Consider the following 17,344-nt stretch of genomic DNA (forward strand, 5'->3'; position numbering starts at 1 on the left):
GCATGACGCGGGCCCTCGCCCGGCCTGCCCTCGTTCTTCCCCTGGCCCTCGCCACCGCGGCGGGGGCCTTGGGCGTTTCCGGCTGGGGCGAGCCGCACCTCGCCGCCCTGCCCCGCACGGCCGAGGAAGCGGAGCGCATCGCCGCGGTCACTGCCCTCGATCCGGGGCCGCAGCGGTTCGAGGACAAGCCCGCCGGCGCCGCCACCGTGCGCGCCCGGCCGGGTCGCGACGCCTTCTCCTTCCCGTCCGGGAACATCGAGTTCGCGCGCGAGATGGACTTCAAGCTCGGCAACGCGCTTTTCACGCGGGAATGGGTGTCCTCGCCCTCCTCCACGCAGGCCGCCGACGGGATCGGCCCCCTGTTCAACGCCCGCGCCTGCCAGTCCTGCCATACCCGCGACGGCCGGGGCCACGCGCCCGAGGGACCGCAGGACGACGCCGTGTCGATCTTCCTGCGCCTCTCCATCCCCGACCCGGATGGCGAGACCCACGGCATCGAAGGTTTCCACCCCACCGCCCCCGACCCGACCTACGGCGGGCAGCTCCAAGACTTCGCCATCCACGGCCACGAGGCCGAGGGTCGCTTCGCCGTCACCTACGAGGAGGTCGCCGTCTCGCTCGCGGGCGGCGAGGTCGCGCACCTGCGCCGCCCGACCTACGCGGCCGCCGACCTGACGCAGGGCGCCCTCGCCCCCGGCGCGATGCTCTCGCCGCGCGTCGCGCCCCAGATGATCGGGCTCGGACTCCTGGAGGCGATCCCCGAGGCCGACATCCTGTCCCATGCCGACGAGGAGGACGCGGACGGAGACGGAGTCTCGGGACGCCCGAACGTCGTCTGGTCGGCCGAGTTCGATCAGCCCATGCTCGGCCGCTTCGGCCACAAGGCCGGTACCGCCACCGTGCGCGAGCAGTCGGCCGCCGCCTTCTCGGGCGACATGGGGCTGTCCACCAGCCTCTTCCCAGACCCCTGGGGCGAATGCACCGAGGCACAAGCCACCTGCCGCGCCGCGCCCGCCGGGGGCGAGCCCGAGGTGGACGACGCCTCGCTGGATCTCGTGACCTTCTACGCCCGGAACCTCGGCGTCCCCGCCCGGCGCGGCGCGGACGACGCGCAGGTGCTGCGCGGCAAGCAGGTCTTCCACGACATCGGCTGCCAGTCCTGCCACCAGCCCGCCTTCGTCACGCACCGCCTGGAGGACCGGCCCGAGCCGTCGTTCCAGCTCGTCTGGCCCTACACCGACATGCTCCTGCACGACATGGGCGAGGGTCTGGCCGACCACCGGCCCGAAGGGCGCGCAACGGGGACCGAATGGCGCACCGCGCCGCTCTGGGGCATCGGGCTCACGGAACAGGTGGCGGGGGTCGCGGGGTTCCTTCATGACGGTCGCGCGCGGACGCTCCTTGAAGCCGTCCTCTGGCACGGCGGCGAGGCGCAGCCCCACCGCGACGCCGTCGTGGCGCTGAGCCCCGAGGACCGCGCCGCCCTGATCCGCTTCGTGGAGAGTCTCTGATGCGCCTGGCCCTGGTCCTCGCCCTTCTCGCCACCCCGGCGCTTGCCGGGGTCGAGGAGGTCACCCAGCAGCATCTCCGTCCCGGCGTGGCCGCCTTCGCCGAGGCGACTGAGGCTCTCGCGCAGGCGGCCCGGGCCGACTGCACGGCCGAAGCGCTGCGGCCCGCCTATGACGCCGCCTGGACCGCCTGGTCTCCCATCGCCGACCTCCGGCTCGGCCCGACCGAACCGGCCGCGCTCACCATCGCCTACTGGCCGGATCAGCGCGGGGCGGGAGCCAAGGCCCTGCGCGGCCTTCTCGCCTCCGACGCCCCCGCGCTCCGGGACCCTGCCGCCTTCGCCGAGGTTTCGGCTGCGGCGCGCGGCTTCCCGGCGCTCGACCGCCTGCTGGGCGACCCGGAGCTGTCCGGCTACGGGACGAACTCCCCGACCTGCACCCTCGTGCAGACCGTCACCGCCGACATGGCCGCGCAGGGGGCTGCGCTGGCCGAAGGATGGCAAGCGGAAGCCGAGGCGCTGGCCAGCGCCGGCGAGGCGGGCAATGCCCGGTATCTCACCGAGGACGAGGCCTTCCGCGCCCTCTACACCCAGATCCTCTCGGCGCTGGAGTTCACCGCGGACACTCGCCTCGGCCGCCCCCTGGGCGAACCCGGACGCCCCCGCCCCACCCGCGCCGAATTCTGGCGCACCGGGCGCCCCCTGCCCAACGCGCTCGCCTCGGCCGAGGCGGCTGTCGCGGTGGCCCAACTCCTCGCGGAAATCCCCCTGCCCCTGACCGAGGCCGCTCTCGATCAGGTCCGCCATGCCGCCGCAGCCATCGATGATCCGACCTTCCAGAACATCGAGGACCCGACGGCCCGCCTGAAGCTCGAGATCCTTCAGCAGCGTGTCCGCGCGCTGCTCGACATCGTCGAGGCCGAGGTCGGCGCCCCGCGCGGGCTCCAGCCTGGCTTCAACAGCCGGGACGGAGACTGATGGCGACACGGCGCGGTTTCCTGGCGTCCCTCCTCGCCTGCGCCTCGCTCCCTGCCCTGGGCTGGGCCGACGCAGGCTCGCCCGCCGTCCTTGCCTGCGCGGGCGACCCGGACGGGGGCTACTCCCTCCATGGCCTGCGCGAGGACAGCACGGCGGCCTTCCGCCTTCCTCTTCCCGCACGCGGCCATGCCGGCTGCGGTCATCCGACCGAGGCGCTGGCCGTCGCCTTCGCCCGCCGGCCCGGCACCTATGCGCTCGTCCTCGACTGCGCGCGCGGTACGGTGCGCCACCGCCTGAGCCCGCCCGAGGGCCGCCATTTCAATGGCCACGGCACCTTCCTTGCCGAGGGCGCGGTGCTGGCCACATCCGAGCAGGCCGTGGACACCAGCGAGGGCTTCATGGGCCTCTGGGACGCCACGGACGGCTTCCGCCGGCTGGGCGAAGTGCCCACAGGAGGCCTGGGACCGCACGACCTCAAGCGCCTCGACTCGGGCCTCGTGATCGTGGCCAATGGCGGCATCGCCACGGACCCGACCGACCGGACCAGGCTCAACCTCGCCACCATGCGCCCGAACCTCGCGGTGCTGGACCCGCTGAATGGCGGGGCGCCCGAGGTGACGGAACTCACCCCCGACCTCCACCAGCTCTCGATCCGCCACCTTTCCCTGCGCGATGATGGCACCCTGGCCTTCGCGATGCAGTGGGAGGGCGAACCGGAGACGCTGGTCCCGCTTCTCGGGCTCCGCGACCCGCACGGCACGGTGACGCTGGCCGAGGCGCCCGAGCCCGAGGCCCGCCTCATGCAGGGCTACGCCGGCAGCATCGCGTGGTCGGGCGACGGCACGGAGGTCGCCATCACCTCGCCCAAGGGCGGCCGGGTCCAGCGATTCGACGCGGGTGGAAGCTTCCTGGGCCATGTCGCGCGCCCCGAGGTCTGCGGCATCGCGCCGCTGGGCCGGGGGTTCCTGCTCAGCGACGGCCTGGGCGGGCTTCTGTCCGTCGAGGACGGCATCCCCGCCCCGCTGGGCCGAGCCGAACTGGCCTGGGACAACCACCTCGTCCGCCTCTGACCGTCAGCTCCGCTGCGGTGCCCGCCCGCCCGGGCGCCCGAAGCGCGGCGGGCCGGGCGGCGGGCCCACCGGCGCGGTCTCGGTCGCCAGCTCTTCCAGGATCGGGCAGTCGGGCCGGTCGTCGCCATGGCAGCAGGCCGCCAGCCCTTCCAGCGTGGCGATCATCCCGTCGATCTCGTCGCGCTTCCGGCGCAGGTCCTCGACATGGGACAGGGCCATCGCCTTGACGGCGCTGCTCGCCCGCGTCCGGTCGCTCCAGAGCGCCAGGAGTTCCCCGATCTCCTCGACCGCGAAGCCGAGGTCGCGCGCCCGCCGGATGAAGCGGAGCCGGTGCACATCTGCCTCGCCGTAGTCGCGGTAGCCGCTCCCCCGCCGAGCCGCCTTAGGCACCAGCCCGATCTCCTCGTAGTAGCGGATCATCTTGGCACTCACGCCCGAGGCCTTGGCCGCATCCCCGATGTTCATGGGTATCTCCCCGTCAGGCCGCCGCCACGGGCCGGACCGCCCGCAGCCGCAGCGCATTCGACAGCACGAAGACGCTCGACAGCGCCATGGCCCCCGCCGCCAGCACCGGCGACAGCAGGGTGCCGTTCACCGGATACAGCAGCCCCGCCGCCACCGGGATCAGCCCGGCGTTGTAGGCGAAGGCCCAGAACAGGTTCTGCCGGATGTTGCGGATCGTCGCGCGGCTGAGCGCGATGGCGTTCACCACGCCCCGCAAGTCGCCGCCCATCAGCACCACCTCGGCCGATTCGATGGCCACGTCCGTTCCCGTCCCGATAGCCAGGCCCACGTCCGCCTCGGCCAGCGCGGGGGCGTCGTTGATGCCGTCGCCCACGAAGGCCACGCGCCGCCCGCCCTGGCGCAGCTTGGCCAGCGCCTGGACCTTGCCCTCGGGCAGCACCTCCGGCACCACCTCGTCGATCCCGAGCCGCCGCGCCACCGCCTCGGCCGTCGCACGGTTGTCGCCGGTGATCATCGCCACCCGCAGGCCCATGTCATGCAGCGCCCGGATCGCCTCGGGCGTGGTCGCCTTGATCGGGTCCGCCACGGCGATCACCGCCGCGAGCCGCCCATCAACGGCGGCGTAAAGCGGCGTCCGCGCTTCGGCCCCGAGCCGCGCCGCCTCCGCTCCGAACGCGCCAAGATCGTGCCCGAGTCGGACCATGTAGCGGTCCGCGCCCACCTCGACCCGCCGCCCGTCCACCCGCGCCGCGACGCCATAGCCGGGGACCGCCTCGAAGCCCTCCACGGCCCCGATCCGCAGGCCCTTCACCTCCGCCGCCCGCAGGATCGCCTGCGCGATGGGATGCTCCGACCGCGCCTCGACGGCCGCGACCAGCGCCAGCACCTCGTCGGCCGCAAAGCCCGGCGCGGGGGTCAGATCGGTCAGCTCCGGCCGCCCTTCAGTCAGCGTCCCGGTCTTGTCGAGCGCCACCACCTCCACGTCGCGCAGCGTCTGCAGCGCCTCGCCCCGCCGGAACAGCACGCCCAGCTCCGCCGCGCGCCCCGTACCCACCATGATCGAGGTCGGCGTCGCGAGCCCCATCGCGCAGGGACAGGCGATGATGAGCACTGCCACCGCGTTCACCAGCGCGAAGGTTAGCGCCGGGTCAGGCCCAAACACCAGCCAAACGAGGAAGGTCAGCGCCGCCGCGGCCATCACCGCCGGCACGAACCAGGCCGTCACCCGGTCCACCAGCGCCTGGATCGGCAGCTTGGACCCCTGCGCCTGCTCGACCATGCGGATGATCTGCGCCAGCACCGTGTCCGCGCCCACCGCCGTCGCGCGGAAGGCGAAGGCCCCCGTGCCGTTGATCGTGCCGCCCACCACGCGGGCGCCCGCGTGCTTCTCCACCGGCACCGGCTCGCCAGTGATCATCGACTCGTCCACCCAGGACGCGCCCTCGACCACCTCGCCGTCCACGGGCACCTTCTCGCCCGGCCGCACCTCCACCACATCACCCGCGCGCACGTCCGCCAACAGCACGTCCTGCGCCGCCCCGTCCCGCCGCACCCGCGCCGTGCGCGCCTGAAGCCCCACGAGCCGCTTGATCGCCTCGGACGTGCGCCCCTTGGCGCGCGCCTCCAGATAGCGGCCCAGCAGGATCAGCGTCACGATCACCGCCGCGGCTTCAAAGTAGACGTTCACCGTGCCGGCGGGCAGCAGCCCCGGCGCGAAGGTCGCCACGACCGAGTAGCCCCAGGCTGCCGACGTCCCCACCGCCACCAGAGAGTTCATGTCGGGGGTCAGGCGCCGCAGCGCGGGCAATCCCTTGCGAAAGAACCGCAGCCCCGGCCCGAACAGCACCCCCGTCGCCAGGACGAACTGGAGCAGCCACGACACCCGCATCCCGATCGTGCCCATCACGAGGTCATGGACCGCCGGGATCAGGTGCGAGCCCATCTCCAGCACGAACACGGGCACCGTCAGCACGCCCGCGACCAGCACCGACCGGCGCAGCGCGAGGCGCTCCCCTTCGCGCGCGGCGCGCTCGCGGTCCTCGGCCTCGACGCCCGTCTCGATCCGATGCGGCTCATAGCCCTCCTCGCGGATCGCCGCCTCCAGGTCGGACACCATCACCGCGCCCCGGGCGAAGGACACCCGCGCCCGTTCGGTGGCCAGGTTCACCGAGGCCCCCGCCACTCCCGGCACCGCCTTCAGCGCCTTCTCCACGTGCGCCACGCAGGAGGCGCAGGTCATGCCCCCGACGCCGATCTCCAGGGTGTCCTCCGGCACCGCGTAGCCCGCCTCCTCGACGGCATGGACCACGGCCGCGGGATCGGGGCGGCCGGCAAAGGCCACCTCCGCCCGCTCGGTGGCAAGGTTCACGTTCACCCCGGCCACGCCCGGCACCTTGCCGATGGCCTTCTCCACGTGCGCCACGCAGGAGGCGCAGGTCATCCCCTCCACCGGCAGGCTGATCCGGCGTTCCAGTTGGGCCACCTCGGCCATGGGTTCTCTCCCGATTCGGCTTCGATGTCAGGACAGATAAAGTTTCCCATCATGGGAAGGTCAAGGCCTGCGCCGCCGGAACGGATGGACCCGCTCCCCCTTGACCTTGCCACGGTGGGAACCCCCATCTCCCTGGCGAACCCCATTCCGAGGAGTCGCCCCATGCTGCAGTTCCAAGTCCTCGACATGCATTGCGCCGCCTGCGTCCGGCGCGTGACCAAGGCCGTGCAGGGCATCGATCCCGCGGCCCGGATCGAAGCCGACGCGCCCGCCCGCGCTCTCCGCGTCGACAGCGCCGCCGACCCCGCCGCCCTCCTGCGGGCTCTGGAGGAGGCGGGCTACCCCGCGACACCCGCCACCTGACCGCCCAAGGATCGGGCACCCCGCCCGATCCGGTCCGAACCCGGGACGTCCGGCCGGACCTGAGCCTTGCGCCGAAGGGCCGGGCCGGGACAGATGCGGGGCATGGCGGACCCCTCCCTTTCGATCCTCGTCATCGACGAGAACCGCGCCCGCGCCGCGATCATCGAGGCGGGCCTGCGCGAGGCCGGCCACAGCCATGTGACGCTCGTCCATTCGCTGACCGGCCTGGCCCGCCGCGTCGAGGAGGCGGCGCCCGACGTCATCGTCATCGACCTCGAAAACCCCGGACGCGACATGCTGGAGCACATGTTCCAGCTTTCTCGCGCCGTGCGCCGCCCGGTGGCGATGTTCGTGGACCGATCGGACAGCGATGCCATCGCGCGGGCCGTCGAGGCCGGCGTCTCGGCCTATGTCGTGGACGGGCTTCGGCAGGAGCGCGTCAAGCCCATCCTCGACATGGCGGTCAGCCGCTTCAACGCCTACGCCCGTCTCACCCGCGAGCTGGAGGCGGCGCGCGACGAGCTGGAAGGGCGCAAGGTCGTGGACCGCGCCAAGCGCTTCCTGATGAAGCAGAAGCGCATCACCGAGGACGAGGCCTACGCCCTCCTGCGCCGGACGGCGATGAACCGGAACCGCAGGATCGTCGAGATCGCGCAAAGCCTCCTGACCGCCGCGGACCTTCTGGGAGACGACCTGTGACCCATCGCATCGCGGCAGGCTTCCTGCCTCTCCTCGACAGCGCGCTCCTGGTGACGGCCCAGGCCCGCGGCTTTGCCGCCGCCGAAGGCGTCGACCTCCTCCTGCTGCCCGAGACCTCCTGGGCCACCCTGCGCGACCGGCTGGCCGTGGGCCAGATGCAGGTCGCCCACATGCTGGGCCCCCTGCCCATTGCCGGCAACCTTGGCCTCTGGCCTCTGCCCGCGCGAACGGTCGTGCCGATGGCGCTGGGCCTGGGCGGCAACGCCGTCACCGTGTCGAACGCGCTCTGGACCCTGATGGCCCGCGAGGGCGCCACCCCCGACCTCGCGCCCGCACCCAACGGCCGGGCCCTGCGCGCGGTGGTCGCCCGGCGCGCGCGCGACGGCTGGGCCCGGCTCCGCTTCGGGGTCGTGCACCCCCATTCCGGCCACAACTACGAGCTGCGCTACTGGCTGGCGGCCTGCGGGCTGGATCCGAGCCGCGACGTCGAGATCGCCGTCCTGCCGCCCTCGTTCATGCCCGAGGCCCTGGTCGCGGGCACGCTCGACGGCTTCTGCGCGGGCGAGCCCTGGAACACGGCCGCCGTCCTGCGCGGGGCGGGCCGCATCGCCACCGTCAAGGCCGCCATCTGGCGCAACAGCCCCGAAAAGGTACTGGCCGCCGAGGCCACCTGGGCCGACCGCAACCCCGAGGCGCTCGACGCGCTCCTGCGCGCCCTCCACCGGGCCTCCTTGTGGTGCGCCGAGCCCGCCAACCAGGCGGAACTCGCCGCGCTGCTGGCTGAACGCATCGGCTGCCCGCCCGATTGGCTCCGTCCGGCGCTCGCCGGCGAGATCCTGGCGGGACCGGGCCTCACCACGCGGGTGCCGGACTTCTTCGTGCCCCAGGCCTCGGCCGCCACCTTCCCCTGGAAAAGCCACGCGCTCTGGTTCTACAGCCAGATGGTGCGCTGGGGGCAGGTCGTACCCGGCCCCGAGGCCGCCGCCGCCGCCCGCGAATCCTACCGCCCCGATCTCTGGCGACGCGCGCTGCGCCCCCTGGGCGTGGCGCAGCCCGCCGCCAACGCCAAGGTCGAGGGCGCTCTCGACCGGCCCACCCCGGTCGGCTCGACGGGACCGAGCCTCGTGCTAGGCCCCGACGGCTTCTTCGACGGCCAGCGATTCGACCCCGATTCGCTCGACGCGTACATCGCCACGCAGGCCGGTTCATCGACTGCCCACGAAGCGTGAAGGGGCCGCCCGTTCCCTGGGCAGTCCGCGAACCGCCCGGCGCCGCAGCGCGGCACAGGGCTGAACGCACAAGATACGGGCAGTTTATATACATGATCTACATGGATTTTTTCCTTGGCTGCGGGACCACCCTGCGCTACCTCTAGGGCACATCCTCCCACTTCGGCGCCCAATGACGGGTGCCTGGCAAAGCCGCCGGTCCGGAGTTCGCGCCACCCACCCCCGGGGTGCGTCGCGATCCCCTGACGGCGGCTTTTTCATTTTTCCCGCACCGCGCGCCTCTCCGCGCCAAGGAGTTCGCATGTCCGACGCCCAGGCCCACCACGACCCCGGATCGCCCCACCGGGCGCTCGCGATGTCCACCACCGCCTTCACGGTCTGTTTCGCGGTCTGGACGATCTTCTCGATCATCGGCATCCGGATAAAGGAGGACCTGGGCCTGTCCGAGACCGCCTTCGGCCTCCTGATCGGCGTTCCCGTCCTTTCAGGCTCGCTCGTGCGCCTCGTCCTCGGCATCTGGACGGACCGCTTCGGCGGCCGGATCGTCTACACGGCGACCATGCTCTCGGCGGCGCTGGCCACGGCCCTGCTGTCCTTCGCGCAGACCTACCCGCAGATGCTCCTCGCCGGGCTGGGCGTGGGCCTCGCGGGCGGCTCCTTCGCGGTGGGCGTGGCCTATGTGTCGCGCTTCTACCCCGCGGGCAAGCAGGGCACGGCGCTGGGCATCTTCGGCGTGGGCAACGTGGGCGCCGCCGTTACCAAGTTCGTCGCGCCCTTCGTCCTCGTGGCCTACGGCTGGCAGACGGTCGCGCTCGTCTGGGCCGCCGCGCTCGCGGTCATGGCCGTGGTCTTCTGGCTCACGACCGAGGACGACCCCGTGATCCGCGCCCGCCGGAAGGGCGAGGTGCCCCCGCCGCGCCCCTTCCTCAAGGAGTTCGAGCCGCTCCGGGACCTTCGCGTCTGGCGCTTCTCGCTCTACTACTTCTTCACCTTCGGCGCCTTCGTCGCGCTCGCGCTCTGGCTGCCGCGCTACCTGGTGGGCGTCTACGGCTTCGACATCGCGACCGCCGGCCTGATCGGCGCCGCCTACTCGATCCCCGGCTCGATCTTCCGCGCCTACGGCGGCGTGCTGTCGGACCGGATCGGGGCCCGCAAGGTGCTGTGGTGGACCCTGGCCGTCTCGGGCCTCTGCACGCTGGTCCTGTCGACCCCCTCGACCTTCGCCGCGCCGGACGGCTCGGTCGCCGCCACCGCCACGCTCGCCTGGCCCCTGTTCATGGCCGTGACCTTTGTCCTGGGCTTCTTCATGTCGCTCGGCAAGGCCGCCGTCTACAAGCACATCCCCGCCTACTATCCCGGCAACGTGGGCGCCGTGGGCGGCCTCGTCGGCATGATCGGGGGCCTGGGCGGCTTCGTCCTGCCGCTGGCCTTCGGCGCGCTGAAGGACACGACCGGCCTCGCGTCGAGCTGCTTCATGCTTCTCTTCGTCCTGATCGCCGCCTGCTTCGCCTGGATGACCGCCACCGTCCGGCGCCTGGAAGCCGCCCCCGTTCCGGCCGAGTGACCCCGTTCCGCGGCGGCCCCCTCCGCCGCGCCCCTGTCCCGAACCCAAGGACCCCCGCAATGACCGAACGCCTCGTCATCATCGGCAACGGCATGGCTCCGGGCCGGATGCTGGAGCACCTCATCGAGGCCGCGCCCGGCGCCCATGACGTGACCATCTTCAACGCCGAGCCCCGGGTGAACTACGACCGCATCATGCTGTCGCCCGTGCTCTCGGGCGAGAAGACCTACGACGACATCGTCATCCACGACGACGCCTGGTACGCCGCCCACGGCATCACGCTCCATCGCGGCCACCGGATCACGGGAATCGACCGCGACGCGAGGACCGTGACCTCGGATGGGGGCATCACGGCGGCCTATGACCGCCTCGTGATCGCCACCGGCTCCAACCCTTTCATGATCCCCGTCCCGGGCAAGGATCTTGCCGGAGTTCTGGCCTACCGCGACCTCGACGACGTCGAGAAGATGCTGGACGCGACCGAACGGGGCGGCCGCGCCGTGGTCATCGGCGGGGGGCTCCTGGGCCTCGAAGCGGCGGCGGGCCTCAAGGCGCGGGGCATGGAGGTCACCGTCCTCCACGTCATGCCCACGCTGATGGAGCGCCAGCTCGATCCCGCCGCGGGCTACCTGCTGGAGAAGGAGCTGAAGCGCCGCGGCATCCACGTCATCACCAAGGCCAACACCAAGGCCATCCTGGGCACCGACCGCGTGCAGGGCGTCGAGCTGGCCGACGGCACGCAGATCCCGGCCTCGCTCGTCGTCATGGCCGTGGGCATCCGCCCCAACGTTCAGATCGCCAAGAACGCCGGGCTGGAGGTCGCGCGCGGCATCGTCACGACCGACACCATGGCGACCTCTGATCCCGCCGTCTTCGCGCTCGGCGAATGCGCCGAGGTCGGCGGGCAGGTCTACGGCCTCGTGGCCCCGCTCTACGAGCAGGCCCGCGTCCTCGCCGCCCACCTCGCGGGCGACACGACCCCCCGCTTCGTCCACCAGGACACGCCCACCAAGCTCAAGGTGACCGGCATCGACCTCTACTCGCTCGGCGACTTCGCCGAGGGCGACGACCGCGAGGAGATCGTCCTCCGCGACGCGAGCGCGGGCGTCTACAAGCGCATCGTCCTCAAGGACAACAGGATCGTCGGCACCGTCCTTTACGGAGAGACCGCCGACGGCGCCTGGTTCAACGACCTCAAGAAAAAGGCCACCGACGTGTCCGACATGCGGGACACGCTGATCTTCGGGCAGGCCTTCCAGGGGGGCGCCCCCGCGGACCCTCTGGCGGCCGTTGCGGCCCTCTCGGATGATGCCGAGATCTGCGGCTGCAACGGCGTCTGCAAGGGCAGGATCACCGGCGCGATCCGCGCCAAGGGCCTGACCGACCTTGATGGCGTGCGCGCCCACACCAAGGCTTCCGCCTCCTGCGGCACCTGCACGGGCCTCGTCGAAAAGCTCCTGAAGCTGGAGCTGGGCGACCGCTACAACCCCGCCACCGTCCAGCCGATGTGCCCCTGCACGACCCATGGCCACGACGAGGTGCGCCGCCTGATCCGCGCCAAGGGCCTCAAGACCATCCCCGCCGTCATGCAGGAACTGGAGTGGCAAACCTCCTGCGGCTGCGCCAAATGCCGCCCGGCGCTCAACTACTACCTCGTCTGCGACTGGCCCGCCGACTACGCCGACGACTACCAGTCCCGCTTCGTCAACGAACGCGTCCACGCCAACATCCAGAAGGACGGCACCTATTCCGTGGTCCCCCGGATGTGGGGCGGCATGACCTCGTCCCATGAGCTTCGCGCCATCGCCGACGTGGTGGACAAGTTCGACATCCCCGCCGTCAAGGTCACCGGCGGACAGCGCATCGACATGCTGGGCATCCGCAAGGAGGACCTGCCCGCCGTCTGGGCCGACCTCGGCAAGGCGGGCTTCGTCTCGGGCCAGGCCTATGCCAAGGGCCTCCGCACGGTGAAGACCTGCGTGGGCAGCACGTGGTGCCGCTTCGGCACGCAGGACTCCACCGGCCTCGGCATCCGGCTGGAGAAGTTCATGTGGGGCTCCTGGACCCCCGCGAAACTGAAGCTGGCCGTCTCCGGCTGCCCCCGCAACTGCGCCGAGGCCACCTGCAAGGATATTGGCGTGATCTGCGTGGACTCGGGCTACGAGATCCACTTCGCCGGCGCCGCCGGCCTCGACATCAAGGGCACCGAAGTGCTGGGCCACGCGAGCACCGAGGACGAGGCGCTCGAGATCGTCGTCGCCCTCACCCAGATGTACCGCGAGCAGGGCCGCTACCTCGAACGCATCTACAAGTGGACGAAGCGCATCGGCGTCCCCGAGATCAGGCGCCAGATCATGGACGACCTCCCTCGGCGGAAGTCGTACTTCGACCGCTTCGTGTTCTCCCAGAAGTTCGCCCAGGTGGACCCCTGGTCCGAGCGCGTCTCGGGCAAGGACAAGCACGAATTCAAGCCGATGGCGGTTGTCGGCTATCAGGAGGCTGCGGAATGAGTATCTGGATCGACATCGGCGCCCTGGACGACCTCCCCCTGCGCGGTTCGCGCTGCGTCCAGACGCCCACCGGCAAGATCGGCGTCTTCCGCACCGCCGATGACCGCATCTTCGCGATCCGCAACGAATGCCCCCACAAGGGCGGCCCGCTGACCGAAGGAATCGTGCACGGCCACTCCGTCACCTGCCCGCTCCACAACTGGGTCATCTCGCTGGAGACCGGCGCGGCCCAGGGCGCCGACGAGGGCGCGGTCGAAACCATCCCGGTCCGGGTCGAGGGCACCCGCGTTCTCCTCCTGCGCTCCGCCATCGGCGCGAGGGTCGCGGCGTGAGCGGAGAGGTCCGGACCACCTGCCCCTACTGCGGCGTGGGCTGCGGCGTCCTCGCCCGGGTCGAGGGCGACCGCGTCCACGTCCGGGGCGACCCGGACCACCCCTCGAACTTCGGGCGCCTCTGCTCCAAGGGCTCGGCCCTGGGCGAGACCATGGCGCTCGACGGTCGCCTCCTCCACCCTGAGATCAAGGGCCAGCGCGCCTCCTGGGACGCCGCCCTCGACCTCGTGGCGCATCGCTTCACCGAGACCATCGCGCAGCACGGCCCCGACTCCGTCGGCTTCTACGTCTCCGGCCAGCTCCTGACCGAGGACTACTACGTCGCCAACAAGCTCCTGAAGGGCTTCATCGGCACCGCCAACATCGACACCAACTCGCGCCTCTGCATGGCCTCCTCGGTCGCGGGCCACAAGCGCGCTTTCGGCGAAGACATCGTCCCCAGCACCTACGAGGACCTGGAGCAGGCCGACCTCGTCGTCCTCGTAGGCTCCAACCTCGCCTGGTGCCATCCGGTCCTGCATCAGCGCCTCCTCGCCGCGCGGGCGACGCGCGGCACCCGGATCGTCGTCGTCGACCCCCGCCGCTCCGCCACGGCCGAGGACGCCGACCTCCACCTCGCGATCCGCCCCGGCACGGACGTGCTCCTCTTCAACGGCCTCCTCGCGCATCTGGCGGCGCAGGGGGCCACCGAGCCCGACTGGATCGCCCGCCACACCACCGGCTTCGACGCGACCCTCGCTCTCGCGCAGGCCGACGCCTCCGACCGCGCCCGCGTCTTCAAGGGCTGCGACGTCCATCCCGCCGATCTCGCCCGCTTCTATGACTGGTTCGCCAAGACGGACCGAGCCGTCACCGTCTACAGCCAGGGCGTGAACCAGTCGGCCCACGGCACCGACAAGGTCAACGCGATCCTCAACTGCCACCTCGCCACGGGCCGCATCGGGCGCGAGGGCACCGGCCCCTTCTCCATCACCGGCCAGCCCAACGCCATGGGCGGGCGCGAGGTCGGGGGCCTCGCCAACCAGCTTGCCGCCCACATGGGGTTTTTGCAGCCCGAACTCGACCGCGTGTCGCGCTTCTGGAACGCCCCTGGCCTCTCCCAGAAACCCGGCCTCAAGGCCGTGGATTTCTTCGAGGCCGCCCGCACCGGCCAAATCAAAGCCCTCTGGATCATGGGCACCAACCCCGCCGTCTCCATGCCCGACGCCGGCAAGGTGCGTGAGGCGCTGTCCCGCTGCCCCTTCGTCGTCGTCTCGGACATCACCCGCACCGACACGACCCGTTACGCCGACGTCCTCCTCCCCGCCGCCGCCTGGGGCGAGAAGGACGGCACCGTCACCAACTCCGAACGCCGCATCTCCCGCCAGCGCGCCTTCCTCCCCCTCCCCGGCGAGGCCCGGCCCGACTGGCACATCATCACCGACGTCGCCTGCCGCTTGGGCCACGCGGACGCCTTTCCCTATCGGACCCGTGCCGAGATCTTCCGCGAGCACGCCGCCCTCTCGGCCTTCGAGAACGACGGCGAGCGCCTGTTCGACCTCGGGTCCGTGTCGGACCTCTCGGACGCGGCCTATGAATCCCTGGCCCCCCTGCAATGGCCGGTCCGTCGCGACGCGGCCGCCGGCGGGCGCCTCCTCGCCGACCATTTTCCCACGCCCGACGGCCGCGCCCGCCTCGTCGCCGTCCGGCAGGAGGGGCCCGCTCGCCCCGTGGACCGCGACTATCCCGTTTCGCTCAACTCGGGCCGCCTGCGCGACCAGTGGCACACGATGACGCGCACGGGCCATGTCCCGCGCCTGATGACGCACGCCCCCGAACCCGTCCTCGATCTCGCCCGCCGCGAGGCGCAGGAGCAGGACCTTCGGGACGGCGACCTCGTTCGTGTGGAAAGCCCCTACGGCGAGGCCCTCGCCCGCCTCCGCGTCAGTGACGCGCTCCGCCCCGGCGAGGCTTTCCTGCCCATGCACTGGAGCGGTCTCTTCGCCGCCCGCGCCTCCGCCGGCTCCGTCTCGAACCCCGCGACCGACGCGCTCTCGGGCCAGCCCGAGCTGAAGCACGTCTCCGTCCGGGTGACGAAGGCCCCCGTCCGCTGGGCGGGCCTCCTGCTCACGCACCGCGACATCCGGCCTACGGGCCTCCTCCACTGGAGCCGCGCCCGCGTCGAGGGTGGCTGGGCCTACGAGCTGGCCGGGGCCGAGCCGCCCAAGGAGGGCGTGATGCTGGCCCGCGCGCTCCTGCCCTCGGCCGCCCGCGACGGCTTGATCGACTACGCCGACCGGCGCGCGGGCACCTGGCGCGCGGCGGCCCTCGACGCCGAGGGGCGGCTTGCCGAGGCGCTGCTCGTCGCTCCGCCGGGGCAACTTCCCGACCGGACGTGGCTGCTGGCGCTCCTGGCCGGGGGGCAGCCTCTCTCGCCCCTGGACCGCCGCGCGCTCCTGTCGGGCCGCGCGCCCGTCCCCCTGCCCGATCGGGGCCGCATCGTCTGCGCCTGCCTGGGCGTGGGCGTCAACGACATCGCGGGCGCCGTCCGCAACGGCGCCGCCACCGTCGAGGCGGTGGGCCTGGCCACCCGCGCCGGCACCAACTGCGGCTCTTGCCGCTCCGAGATCCGGGAGCTGATCCATGCCCATCGCCGCCTTGCCGCCGAGTGACGCTCCGGCCCGGGTCGAACCGCTCTCGGTCCTGCCCGTCTTCTTCGACCTGCGCGGCAAGCGCGCGCTCGTCGCGGGCGGCACGGACCCGGCGGCTTGGAAGGCCGAGCTTCTCGCCGCCGCCGGAGCCGAGGTCACCGTCGCCGCCCCCCATCTCGACGAGGAGATGTCCCGCCTCGTCCGTGCTGGCGCCGTCCGCCACCTCGCGCGGGACTGGAGCCCGGACCTGCTGACGGGCTGCGCCCTCGCCATCGCCGACGAGGAGGACCCCGCCCGCGCCCAGGCCTTCGTGGACGCCGCCCGCGCGAGCGCCGTCCCCGTCAACGTCATCGACAACCCGGCCTTCTGCCAGTTCCAGTTCGGCTCGGTCGTGAACCGCTCGCCGGTCGTGGTCGGCATCTCCACCACCGGCGCCGCGCCCATCCTGGGCCAGGCCGTCCGCCGCCGGATCGAGACGCTCCTGCCCCGCTCCCTCGGCCAATGGGGCGCGCTCGCCCAGCGGCTCCGTGACACGGTGGCCCAGCGCCTCGCCCCCGGCCCCGCCCGCCGCGCCTTCTGGGAGGCCGTCGTGGACCGCGCCTTCGGCCCCGCGCCCGAGGCCACGGCCGAGGCCGACCTCCTGCGGCTCCTCGACACCCCCGCCCGCCCCGGCGGCCACGTCACCTTCGTGGGCGCGGGCCCCGGCGACCCCGAGCACCTCACGCTCAAGGCCGTCCGCGCCCTCCAGTCCGCCGACGTGATCCTCTTCGACGACCTCGTCTCGGACGGCGTCCTCGAGCTCGCCCGGCGCGAGGCCAAGCGCATCCTCGTAGGCAAGCGCGCGGGCCGCCCCTCCTGCCAGCAGACCGAGATCAACGACCTCATGGTCACGCTGGCAAAGGCGGGCCGCCGCGTCGTCCGGCTCAAGTCCGGCGACCCCATGATCTTCGGCCGCGCGGGCGAGGAGATGGCGGCGTTGCGGGCCCATGGCCTGCCCTACGACGTCGTGCCGGGCATCACCGCCGGCATGGCGCTCGCCGCCACGCTCGGCACCTCGCTCACCCACCGCGACCATGCCCGCTCGGTGCGCTTCGTCACCGGCCACAGCCGGCACGGCGGCCTGCCCGAGGACCTGGACTGGTCCGCCCTCGCCGACCCCACGGCCACGACGGTCGTCTACATGGGCGCGCGCACGGCCGGGGACCTCGCGGCCCGCCTCCTCGCCCGGGGGCTCGGCCCCGACACGCCCGTGGCGCTGGGCCAGGCCCTGGGCCGCCCCGGCGAGCGGACCGAGCGGACGACGCTGGCCGGGCTGCCGGCGGCGGTCGGGCGCAGCGACCTCCGCCAGCCCATCGTCCTCGGGATCGGCCGCGCCTTCGCCGAGCCTCGGGCCGCTGTCCGTCAGGCCGTCGCCTGACCGGCAAGGTTCCGCCGGACTGCGGCTTGGGCGCACCCGGACGCCTCCTTGCCCCTTGCCCACCGGTTCGCACAGGCCCCTGATGGAGA

General features: G+C 72.4%; 13 protein-coding genes. 11 read left to right on the forward strand and 2 right to left on the reverse strand.

The window, feature by feature from the left end; genetic code table 11:
• Window positions 1–2 precede the first annotated feature (2 nt).
• From FHG71_RS00985 to FHG71_RS00995, 3 genes are read left to right on the forward strand one after another with little or no spacing between them, the layout of a single operon-like run.
• Complete coding sequence (locus FHG71_RS00985; RefSeq protein ID WP_139079736.1) at window positions 3–1,511, forward strand: di-heme oxidoreductase family protein; 1,509 nt, start codon at window positions 3–5, stop codon at window positions 1,509–1,511.
• Complete coding sequence (locus FHG71_RS00990) at window positions 1,511–2,485, forward strand: imelysin family protein (protein ID WP_139079737.1); 975 nt, start codon at window positions 1,511–1,513, stop codon at window positions 2,483–2,485. The genes FHG71_RS00985 and FHG71_RS00990 overlap by 1 nt, the downstream gene beginning before the upstream one ends.
• Entirely contained in the window at window positions 2,485–3,555 is a 1,071-nt protein-coding gene (locus FHG71_RS00995; RefSeq protein ID WP_139079738.1) for a DUF1513 domain-containing protein, read from the forward strand. The genes FHG71_RS00990 and FHG71_RS00995 overlap by 1 nt, the downstream gene beginning before the upstream one ends.
• Before the next feature lie 3 nt (window positions 3,556–3,558).
• On the opposite strand, the gene cueR is transcribed toward FHG71_RS00995, so the two are convergent.
• On the reverse strand, window positions 3,559–4,020 hold the full coding sequence (gene cueR, locus FHG71_RS01000) for a Cu(I)-responsive transcriptional regulator (protein WP_139079739.1): 462 nt from the start codon (window positions 4,018–4,020) through the stop codon (window positions 3,559–3,561).
• Between the two features lie 13 nt (window positions 4,021–4,033).
• On the reverse strand, window positions 4,034–6,511 hold the full coding sequence (locus FHG71_RS01005) for a heavy metal translocating P-type ATPase (protein WP_139079740.1): 2,478 nt from the start codon (window positions 6,509–6,511) through the stop codon (window positions 4,034–4,036).
• A 162-nt stretch (window positions 6,512–6,673) separates the two neighbouring features.
• Here FHG71_RS01005 and FHG71_RS01010 point away from each other — a divergent pair, with 162 nt between their 5' ends.
• From FHG71_RS01010 to cysG, 8 genes are all read left to right on the forward strand, one after another.
• Window positions 6,674–6,874 carry a heavy-metal-associated domain-containing protein gene (locus tag FHG71_RS01010; protein WP_139079741.1) on the forward strand — a complete coding sequence of 67 codons (201 nt, stop codon included), beginning with the start codon at window positions 6,674–6,676 and terminating at the stop codon, window positions 6,872–6,874.
• Window positions 6,875–6,976: 102 nt separating this feature from the next.
• Window positions 6,977–7,573, forward strand: a complete 597-nt coding sequence (locus FHG71_RS01015) for an ANTAR domain-containing response regulator (RefSeq protein WP_139079742.1) — start codon at window positions 6,977–6,979, stop codon at window positions 7,571–7,573.
• Window positions 7,570–8,802 (forward strand): CmpA/NrtA family ABC transporter substrate-binding protein, encoded by a 1,233-nt coding sequence (locus tag FHG71_RS01020; protein WP_139079743.1) that lies wholly within the window; start codon window positions 7,570–7,572, stop codon window positions 8,800–8,802. The genes FHG71_RS01015 and FHG71_RS01020 overlap by 4 nt, the downstream gene beginning before the upstream one ends.
• Before the next feature lie 301 nt (window positions 8,803–9,103).
• Window positions 9,104–10,366, forward strand: coding sequence for an MFS transporter (locus tag FHG71_RS01025; protein WP_218014001.1), 1,263 nt, complete (start codon window positions 9,104–9,106; stop codon window positions 10,364–10,366).
• Between the two features lie 59 nt (window positions 10,367–10,425).
• Window positions 10,426–12,876 carry a nitrite reductase large subunit NirB gene (gene nirB, locus FHG71_RS01030; protein WP_139079744.1) on the forward strand — a complete coding sequence of 817 codons (2,451 nt, stop codon included), beginning with the start codon at window positions 10,426–10,428 and terminating at the stop codon, window positions 12,874–12,876.
• Window positions 12,873–13,208 carry a nitrite reductase small subunit NirD gene (nirD, locus tag FHG71_RS01035; RefSeq protein ID WP_139079745.1) on the forward strand — a complete coding sequence of 112 codons (336 nt, stop codon included), beginning with the start codon at window positions 12,873–12,875 and terminating at the stop codon, window positions 13,206–13,208. Before nirB ends, nirD begins: the two co-directional genes overlap by 4 nt.
• Window positions 13,205–15,859, forward strand: coding sequence for a nitrate reductase (locus FHG71_RS01040; RefSeq protein WP_139079746.1), 2,655 nt, complete (start codon window positions 13,205–13,207; stop codon window positions 15,857–15,859). The genes nirD and FHG71_RS01040 overlap by 4 nt, the downstream gene beginning before the upstream one ends.
• Complete coding sequence (cysG, locus tag FHG71_RS01045; RefSeq protein ID WP_139079747.1) at window positions 15,831–17,255, forward strand: siroheme synthase CysG; 1,425 nt, start codon at window positions 15,831–15,833, stop codon at window positions 17,253–17,255. Before FHG71_RS01040 ends, cysG begins: the two co-directional genes overlap by 29 nt.
• The last annotated feature ends 89 nt before the right edge of the window (window positions 17,256–17,344 follow it).

The sequence above is a fragment of the Rubellimicrobium roseum genome, assembly GCF_006152145.1.
In the GTDB taxonomy this organism is placed as follows: Bacteria; Pseudomonadota; Alphaproteobacteria; order Rhodobacterales; family Rhodobacteraceae; genus Rubellimicrobium; species Rubellimicrobium roseum.